The organism is Phenylobacterium sp. (assembly GCF_030654915.1).
GTDB lineage: Bacteria > Pseudomonadota > Alphaproteobacteria > Caulobacterales > Caulobacteraceae > Phenylobacterium.
In genome coordinates this window covers 1-2,218 of the sequence record NZ_JAURWM010000214.1, presented here as the reverse complement: position 1 = coordinate 2,218, position 2,218 = coordinate 1, and the positions used below count along the sequence as shown (strand labels likewise).

Here is a 2,218-nt window from a genome sequence, read left to right as displayed (position 1 = left end):
GGCGTCCACTCGCGGGCGTCAATCCTATGCTCGGATCCGCCTTCCAATCATATTTGTTGCTCCTTAAAAGCCGGCTCGGCCGGTTCTGCACGGCAATTTGCGGTGACGTTGACGTAAGCGTCATCTTCACATCGTCATCTTTGCCGTCTATGGTCCGCGTCAACAAAATACGCTGTAAATGCTCGCGCCAGGGAGCCCCTCCATGAACCTTGATTTTTCGCCCGAAGACGCCGCTTTCCGCGAGGAGGCTCGCACCTTCATCGCGCAGAACTATCCGCAGGAACTCCGCGATAAACAGAATCGCGGTGAGGATCTCGGCCGTGAGGACTATCTGTCCTGGCACCGCATCCTGGCCAAGAAGGGTTGGTCGGCTCCGTCGTGGCCGAAGGAATTCGGCGGCACCGACTGGACGCCCACCCAGAAGTACATCTGGTCCGAGGAACAGGCGCGCGCCGACACCATCGGCATCCTGCCGTTCGGCGTCGCGATGCTGGCGCCGGTGATCTACACCTTCGGCACCCAGGAGCAGAAAGAGAAGTTCCTGCCGGGCATCCGTGACGGCCAGGTGTGGTGGTGCCAGGGCTACTCGGAGCCGGGCGCTGGTTCCGACCTCGCCTCGCTGAAGTGCAAGGCCGAGCGCGTCACCGGCGACGACGGCAAAGAGTACTACATCGTCAACGGTCAAAAGACGTGGACGACCCTTGGCCAGCACGCCGACTGGGGCTTCTTCCTGGTCCGCACCGACCCGAATTCGAAGCCGCAGGCCGGGATCTCCTTCCTGCTGATCGACATGAAGACGCCGGGTATCGAGGTGCGCCGCATCACGACGCTGGAAGGCGGCCATGAGGTCAACGACGTCTTCCTCGACAACGTGAAGGTGCCGGTCGAGAACCGCGTCTTCCACGAGAACCAAGGCTGGACCTGCGCCAAGGCGCTGCTGGCCCATGAGCGGTCGGGCATCGCCGGCGTCGCGCGGTCGAAGCGCGGCCTGGAGCGAGTTCGCGAGATCGCCACCACTGAGCGTTCGGACGCCGGCGGCCCGCTGCTGGCCGACCCGTTCTTCAAGCGCAAGGTCGCCGAGCTCGAGATCGACCTGACGGCGCTTGAGTTCACCGAGCTGCGCACCTTGGCCGGCGAAAGCAGCGGCAAGGGACCTGGCACGGAAAGCTCGATCCTCAAGATCAAGGGCACCGAGATCCAACAGCGCCTGCATGAGCTCGCCCTGGAGGCCGTCGGCCACTACGGCGCGCCTTATCTGCGCGACCTGGGTCACAACGCCAACATCGGCCCCGACTACGCCGAAGGCCTGGCTGGCGACTACTTCAACGGCCGCAAGACCTCGATCTATGGCGGGTCGAACGAGATCCAGCGCAACATCATCGCCAAGATGGTGCTGGGCCTCTAGTCGTCGATCGTCTTAATTCACAACAAGCCTAAAGCCCGCCCTCGGCCGATGCGCCGGGGCGGGGTGTCGCACGGGGAACCCAGATGGATTTCAGCTTCACCGAAGAACAGTCGATGCTGCGCGATACGGTCGCGAGCTATCTGGCCGACAACTATAGCTTTGAGCAGCGCCGCGATGCGCTGAAGGCCGAGCCGGGCTGGCGTCCGGCGGTCTGGAAGGCCTTCGCCGAAGAGCTCGGCATCCTGGGCGCGCCGTTCTCGGAAGAGCTTGGCGGCCTCGGCGGCGGTTCGACCGACAACATGGTCATCATGGAAGAGCTGGGCAAGTCCCTGGTGGTCGAGCCTTATCTCGGCACCGTGGTGATCGGCGGCGGCTTCCTGAAGCACTCTGGTTACGCCGGCGCGGCCGACATGATCGCCAGCATCATCGGCGGCGAGACGATCATCGCCTTCGCCTATGCCGAACCACAGGCCCGCTACACTTGGCAGGACCTGAAGACCACCGCCAAGAAGGACGGCGCGGGCTACGTGCTGAACGGCCACAAGGCGGTCGTCATCGGCGCGCCCTACGCCACGCACCTGATCGTCACCGCCCGCACCGGCGGCGGCCAGCGCGACGGGGAGGGCGTCTCGGTGTTCATCGTGCCGAAGAACGCCAAGGGCGTGACGACGCGCGACTACCCGACGGTCGACGGCTTCCGCGCCTCGGAAGTCACCTTCGAGAACGTGGCGCTCGGCGCCGACGCCCTGATCGGTTCTGAGGGCGCCGCCCTGCCGCTGGTCGAGAAGGTGATCGACGAAGCCATCGTCGCCA

Annotated in this window: 2 protein-coding genes; both read left to right on the top strand. The window is 64.5% G+C overall.

Features of this window, described 5'->3' with window-relative positions; genetic code table 11:
* Positions 1–202 precede the first annotated feature (202 nt).
* Positions 203–1,405, top strand: a complete 1,203-nt coding sequence (locus Q7T84_RS10830) for an acyl-CoA dehydrogenase family protein (protein WP_304808631.1) — start codon at positions 203–205, stop codon at positions 1,403–1,405.
* A gap of 83 nt (positions 1,406–1,488) precedes the next feature.
* On the top strand, positions 1,489–2,218 hold a 730-nt coding region (locus Q7T84_RS10825; RefSeq protein WP_304808630.1), incomplete at its 3' end, for an acyl-CoA dehydrogenase family protein.